Below are 5,788 nucleotides of genomic sequence, written 5' to 3'. Positions count from 1 at the left end.
CTGACGTGCAGGTTCTACCTCTTCACCCTGACCAAGGTCAGCAGTAAAAGTAACTACTTCACATTCATACTCATCTTGAAGCCATTTTAAAATAATACTTGTATCAAGCCCACCAGAATAAGCCAATACTGCTTTTTTAATTTTTCTTTTTGACATTTTATAGCCTTAGTAATAATATTGTCGCGATTTTACCATAATGTTGGTTAAGCTCTACTCAAATCCATACTTCTTCAAAATAATATTCAACACCGCTTTTTTATATGCTCCTGTATGACGAAATACTTCTTCACCAGAAGCATTGAAAAATATCTGTGTGGGCATCTCTTTAAGCTTATAGATATCACGACTCACCAAACGGTCTTTTTGAGAGTCTATGGAGTAGATCTGAAACTCTGGATGCTCTTCTAGAACTTCGACAAATACTTTAGACATTGCCAAACAACTGTAACAATGTGACATTCCAAAAGAGAGTATGAGAGGCTTTCCGTTACCTATATTATCTTTGACATCAGCATATTTCATCACCGGCAGTACATTTTTTGTAGGCATCTTCTCTCCACATATTCAAATATAATCGATTATACAAATTCTATCTTAAGAACTTTTGCTATAATCAAATTAATATTATTCAAGGGAGCTCATAGATGTTATTGGGTGTAAACATTGACCACATCGCTGTACTGCGAGAAGCAAGAAAGGTAGCAGACCCTGATCCGCTCGATGCACTGAGCATCTGTAAACGTGCAGGAGCAGACCAGATCACGATTCATCTTCGTGAAGACCGACGACATATGCAAGATATGGATGCTAAAAATATCATAGAACTCTCTTCTTTACCTGTGAATCTTGAATGTGCCATTTCAGCTGAGATGATAGATATCGCCTGTAAGCTAAAACCTCATCGTGTAACCCTCGTACCTGAAAAACGTGAAGAGGTCACTACTGAGGGTGGTCTTGCAGTCATGGGAGAGCACCCTAAACTCAAAGAAGCTATAAAAAGATTACAAAAAGAAGAGATAGAGGTCTCACTTTTCATAGACCCTACTTTAGATGCCGTGAATGCATCACTGGACCTAGGTGTAGAGTGGATAGAGTTTCATACAGGGAAATATGCCAACATCTATGCGATGCTCTATACAAACCTCTCCAAAACCCACCACAGCATACCAGAACTTGAACTCTCACGTAAGACTCTTAAACAAATGCTCAATGCTGAACTCTGTAACCTTCGCCTACTCTCCTGTGATGCTATGGAACTGGGTTTACGTGTAGCAGCAGGACATGGTCTTAATATGCAAAATGTCAAAGATATCGCAGAGATAGAGACAATAGAAGAGCTGAATATCGGACAAAGCATTATTGCTCGTTCTGTCTATACTGGGCTTGAACAAGCTATTATAGATATGAAATCTATGTTGATAAGATAACATGTTAAGAAAAAAAATAGCCATATCTATTGGTGATCTCAACGGGATAGGCATCCAACTTGTCCTTGAGAATCATGATATCATTTCTAAAGAGGTAGATGCTGTTTACTGCGTTAATAGAAGCATGTTGGAACAAGCAGCCCAAAAATTAAACCTACCCATACCTACTGATTTTATCACCATAGAAAATATAGCAGCAGACTTTGAAATAGACGCAGGAGTAGTCAGTAAAGAGAGTGGAACATATGCTTATGCTTCATTTGTCAAAGCAGTTGAACTTGCCCGTAACCAAGAAGTAGATGCCATCACTACCCTACCCATACATAAAAAAGCATGGGAATTAGCGGGCGTAGCATATAAAGGTCATACCGATGCCTTAAGAGATTTTTTCGATGCAGAAGCCATTATGATGCTAGGTTCACCTAAGATGTATGTCGCTCTTTTTACCGAACATATACCACTTAAAGAAGTAGCCGGAAGTATCAATGAAAAAGCGTTAACAAGATTTCTCATAGACTTTTACCATACAGCCAAACCCAACACACAAGTAGGTGTTTTAGGACTCAATCCTCATGCCGGTGATGATGGAGTCCTCGGTGATGAAGAACGTATCATAGAAAAAGCTATAGAGAATGCACATGTAGAAATAGGTAAACAAGTATTTAGCACTCCTCTTGTACCTGATATAGCATTTACCCCAAGAGTGCGAGCAAACTATACACATTATGTAGCTATGTACCATGACCAGGGATTAGCACCTCTCAAAGCCTTATATTTTGATGAAGGTATTAACGTATCATTAAACCTGCCGATACTCAGAACCTCTGTAGATCATGGAACGGCGTTTGATGTGGCATATAAAGGGATAGAATTAAGCAGTTTGAGTTATTTGAACGCAATTAAATATGTTATAGTAAATTAGCAGAAAAGCCCCGGACCTTCATCTTCAATCACTTCACAGTTCTCATTCATCTGTGCACAAAGTCTCTCTTGACAAGATTTACATAAGTAACGGTAATTTTGCATATCATAATGGATGGTGTCACCCTCATTAATATCATCATAACACTCCGCACATACATTGGTTACTCGTAAAAGTATCTCTTTTGTCGCTTCCTGTGTTACAAAACATGCACTACCCATTATCACTCCCTAGTTCTTTCATCATTTTTTTCGCCTCTTCCAATGTCTCATCTAACTCATATGCTTTAGCATAGCCTACAAGTGCTTCTTTTTTTCGTCCCAAATCATACAAAGTATTTGCGTAGTTAAAGTGGTGAGGTGCATACTCAGGGTCCAATGCAATAGCACGTTCATGGTGTTTTTGGGCACCTTCTTCATCACCAAGTTTATGTAATACATTTGCCAGTGACACATGAGCTATATCATCTGTATCATCTAAAGACAAAAGCTTTTCATAACTCTCTTTTGCTTCTTTATATTCTCCTGTTTGCATATATACGTAACCCATTTTCTGAAGTACTTCTATATTGTTCTCTTCAATGATCAGTGCTGAACCCAATGCTTTTTTCGCTTCTTCGAAATCTTCTTTCTCCACTGCATCGTCTGTTATTTTTAAAAGTTGTTCCATTCGTGTAGGCTGCACAGCAGGTGTAGAGAATGTTTTATCTGGACGGTTAATACCGCCTATTTGTTCATCTGCTACTTTTGCTTCAAAATCAACACCTCTTTTAGGATGGTTTCCTGAAAAAAGTTGTTTAAAAAAAAGATAAAATACTCCTCCAGCCACAATAAGAAGTAATAGTTGAAATGTTGTCATAGTTTCTCCAATCTAAGTATCGAATGATAAGATAATCTAACTTAAACCCAAAGAAAATCTGCTATGATAGTAAAAAATCACCAAAGGATTATGATGGCTTATAGAATAGAATTAGATAAAGATAAGTTACAGAAAGAGTTAACACCACTTGAGTATAATGTTTGCTTAAACCATGGTACAGAAGCACCGTTCCAAAATGAATTTTGGGATTCTAAACAAGAAGGTACATACACTTGTAAATGTTGTGGCACACCTCTCTTTTCTTCAGAGACAAAATTTGATTCAGGTACAGGGTGGCCAAGTTATTTCAAACCTATAAACGAAGAAAATATAGAAGAAATTACGGACAGTAGCCATGGTATGGTACGTGTTGAAGTGTGTTGTAGTGCATGCGGTTCACACCTGGGCCATGTATTTCCTGATGGTCCAGCACCTACATATAAGCGTTACTGCATTAACTCTGCTTCTTTATCATTTAAAGAGAACGCATAAGAAGCAAAGCTCCTTATACTACGTTAACACTAGGTTATCTTCAGCAGAAAGCTCAAGTGACTAGTCACTTTAAGATCTAGATATGTTATTGTAGCTGTGCGGCGATACGCCCTGCAGCTTCATCCATCTCTTCTTTAGTATCAAAAATAAAAGAGTACTTTTCATCTTCTCCAAGATTGACAAAAATGCCAAATCCTACCACTTCTACCTTACCTTTTGACTCAACATCCAACCATTCAAGACTTACCTGTGTCGTTTCATCTTCATGTCCTGTCTTTACTACCGCTGCCGGGTAGAGCTGCGTGATCTTTGTTGTATCGAATTGTTTGTCTTCTATTGTGATTATCATAGAGGGATTATAGTATAATCACTTTAAATCTAGAATGGAGATCATACATGAGTTTAAATGCAAAAATAAAAAATGATATTAAAGATGCAATGCGCGCAAAAGAGATCGTAAAAAGAGACACACTTAGAAATATACAAGCTTCTATCAAACAAATAGAAGTAGATGAACGTAGAGATGTAACCGATGCTGATATTGAAGCTATTTTGATGAAATATATGAAACAAAGAGAAGATGCAAAAGCACAGTTTGCAGATGCAGGGCGTAATGATCTTGTAGAAAAAGAAGATGCGGAAATAGCCATAGTCAAAGCCTACTTACCAGAACCAATGGACGATGCAGAGTTGGAATCCGTACTTAAAGAAGTAATAGCTTCTGTAGGTGCTGAAAGTATGAAAGATATGGGTAAGGTCATGGGTGGTGCCAAAACTGCCATAGGAAGCCGAGCAGACGGCGGACGTATCAATCAAATGGTTAAAAAACTACTCTCTTAAACATACATTAATGATGTCGATCCGAACGCCCTTGAAAGTGGAGCGATTCGAGAGGGTCGACGCTTTTTTGCTTCGTTTTTTCTAAAAAAATGAAGAGAGAAACAACGCCTCAACCCTAATTATTAGGTAATTAGGAAAAAATACTATTAAAAATTAATTCCCATACTTCAATGCTTTGATAGCCGCAGTAATATCATCCTGTCTCATAAAATGCTCACCAACCAAAAATGCATCTGCACCTATCTTAGAAAGTTCTACCACTGTCTCATGATCATTGATACCAGATTCAGCCACAATGATCTTACCATTTGGGATGAGAGGAATCAGTTTTTCACTGAGACTCATGTCCATTTCAAATGTTTCAAGGTTACGATGGTTGATCCCGATAATATCTGCTCCGGCAAAAATCGCTTTGACAAGATCAGTTTTGTTATGTACCTCAACCAATACATCCAAACCTAAATGACGTGCATAGTCATATAACTCTTTAAGCTCTTTACGACTCAGGGCCATAGCAATAAGTAAGATATAATCTGCTCCAAATGCCAATGCTTCAAGTACCTGATATTTATCAACGATGAAATCTTTTCTAAGCAGTGGTATATTGACATAGCGACGTACCATACCAAGATACTCTTTGTCACCTTTAAAAAAGTGTGGCTCAGTAAGTATTGAGAGTGAGTCTGCTCCACCTTTTTCATAGGCTTGTGCTATCTCAACAGGATCAAAGTTTTCTCGTATGATCCCTTTACTAGGGCTCGCCTTTTTGACTTCTGCTATGATACGGTAAGGATTTTCTTTAGTAGAACGTAAAGCACTCTTCACATCTTTAGGAACAAAAGGATTAAAAGCGAGAGAACGTCCCAGCCACTCTTCGGGATAATCTACTTTTCTTTTTTCAAGATCTGATTTTGTTTTTTTAATGATTTCATCTAATATTTGAGCCATATATTACTTTCCATATTTCTATTAATTTCGCGTATTATATCTAAAAGAAGTTCTAAATTATTTACACTGTCTGATAGCGTTCCAATGTTCTATAATTTCTGCTTCTTCAAGTCCTTCTTCATCCACCACTCGTTTCATCAGTTTATAGGCTTTATCACAATCACGTTCTTTATAATATCCCCATGCCAAAGAGTCCAAATAATACATGTTATCGGGTTGTTGTATCAATGCATTTTCAATCACATTGATACCTTTTTTCACATTAACCTCTTTATCTATAAGTGTATAGCCATAATAATTG

Annotated in this window: 10 protein-coding genes and 1 pseudogene; 4 read left to right on the top strand and 7 right to left on the bottom strand. The window is 37.4% G+C overall.

Annotated features, from left to right (window positions below):
- The coding region (locus ABZC96_RS07835) for an argininosuccinate synthase domain-containing protein (RefSeq protein WP_373030275.1) at window positions 1-156 on the bottom strand (156 nt) is incomplete at its 3' end.
- 54 nt (window positions 157-210) lie between these two features.
- A complete protein-coding gene (locus ABZC96_RS07830; protein ID WP_373030274.1) occupies window positions 211-549 on the bottom strand; it encodes a thioredoxin family protein in 339 nt (112 codons plus the stop codon).
- A 95-nt stretch (window positions 550-644) separates the two neighbouring features.
- On the opposite strand from ABZC96_RS07830, the gene ABZC96_RS07825 reads away from it, so the two are divergent.
- The gene (locus tag ABZC96_RS07825; RefSeq protein WP_373030273.1) at window positions 645-1,427 is read left to right on the top strand and encodes a pyridoxine 5'-phosphate synthase; all 783 of its coding nucleotides are present in this window, start codon (window positions 645-647) and stop codon (window positions 1,425-1,427) included.
- Window position 1,428: 1 nt separating this feature from the next.
- Window positions 1,429-2,349, top strand: a complete 921-nt coding sequence (gene pdxA / locus ABZC96_RS07820) for a 4-hydroxythreonine-4-phosphate dehydrogenase (RefSeq protein WP_373030272.1) — start codon at window positions 1,429-1,431, stop codon at window positions 2,347-2,349.
- On the opposite strand, the gene ABZC96_RS07815 is transcribed toward pdxA, so the two are convergent.
- Window positions 2,346-2,570: a hypothetical protein gene (locus tag ABZC96_RS07815; protein ID WP_373030270.1), complete on the bottom strand. Its 225-nt coding sequence runs from the start codon at window positions 2,568-2,570 to the stop codon at window positions 2,346-2,348. The genes pdxA and ABZC96_RS07815 overlap by 4 nt on opposite strands.
- Window positions 2,563-3,207, bottom strand: coding sequence for a tetratricopeptide repeat protein (locus tag ABZC96_RS07810; protein ID WP_373030268.1), 645 nt, complete (start codon window positions 3,205-3,207; stop codon window positions 2,563-2,565). The genes ABZC96_RS07815 and ABZC96_RS07810 overlap by 8 nt, the downstream gene beginning before the upstream one ends.
- A 93-nt stretch (window positions 3,208-3,300) precedes the next feature.
- On the opposite strand from ABZC96_RS07810, the gene msrB reads away from it, so the two are divergent.
- On the top strand, window positions 3,301-3,699 hold the full coding sequence (gene msrB / locus ABZC96_RS07805; protein WP_373030266.1) for a peptide-methionine (R)-S-oxide reductase MsrB: 399 nt from the start codon (window positions 3,301-3,303) through the stop codon (window positions 3,697-3,699).
- An 85-nt stretch (window positions 3,700-3,784) separates the two neighbouring features.
- On the opposite strand, the gene ABZC96_RS07800 is transcribed toward msrB, so the two are convergent.
- Complete coding sequence (locus ABZC96_RS07800; RefSeq protein ID WP_373030264.1) at window positions 3,785-4,048, bottom strand: phosphomannomutase; 264 nt, start codon at window positions 4,046-4,048, stop codon at window positions 3,785-3,787.
- A gap of 47 nt (window positions 4,049-4,095) precedes the next feature.
- Between ABZC96_RS07800 and ABZC96_RS07795 the strand changes: the two genes are divergently transcribed.
- Complete coding sequence (locus ABZC96_RS07795) at window positions 4,096-4,539, top strand: GatB/YqeY domain-containing protein (protein WP_373030263.1); 444 nt, start codon at window positions 4,096-4,098, stop codon at window positions 4,537-4,539.
- A gap of 153 nt (window positions 4,540-4,692) precedes the next feature.
- Here ABZC96_RS07795 and trpC read toward each other — a convergent pair whose 3' ends face one another.
- The gene (gene trpC / locus ABZC96_RS07790) at window positions 4,693-5,487 is read right to left on the bottom strand and encodes an indole-3-glycerol phosphate synthase TrpC (protein WP_373030262.1); all 795 of its coding nucleotides are present in this window, start codon (window positions 5,485-5,487) and stop codon (window positions 4,693-4,695) included.
- A gap of 57 nt (window positions 5,488-5,544) precedes the next feature.
- Window positions 5,545-5,788, bottom strand: a pseudogene (locus ABZC96_RS07785) (hypothetical protein); the annotation flags it as partial.

Source organism: Sulfurovum sp., from assembly GCF_041551015.1.
Taxonomy (GTDB): domain Bacteria; phylum Campylobacterota; class Campylobacteria; order Campylobacterales; family Sulfurovaceae; genus Sulfurovum.
Note: the sequence above shows the minus strand (reverse complement) of the source record. Positions and strands in the feature narration are given on the sequence as shown.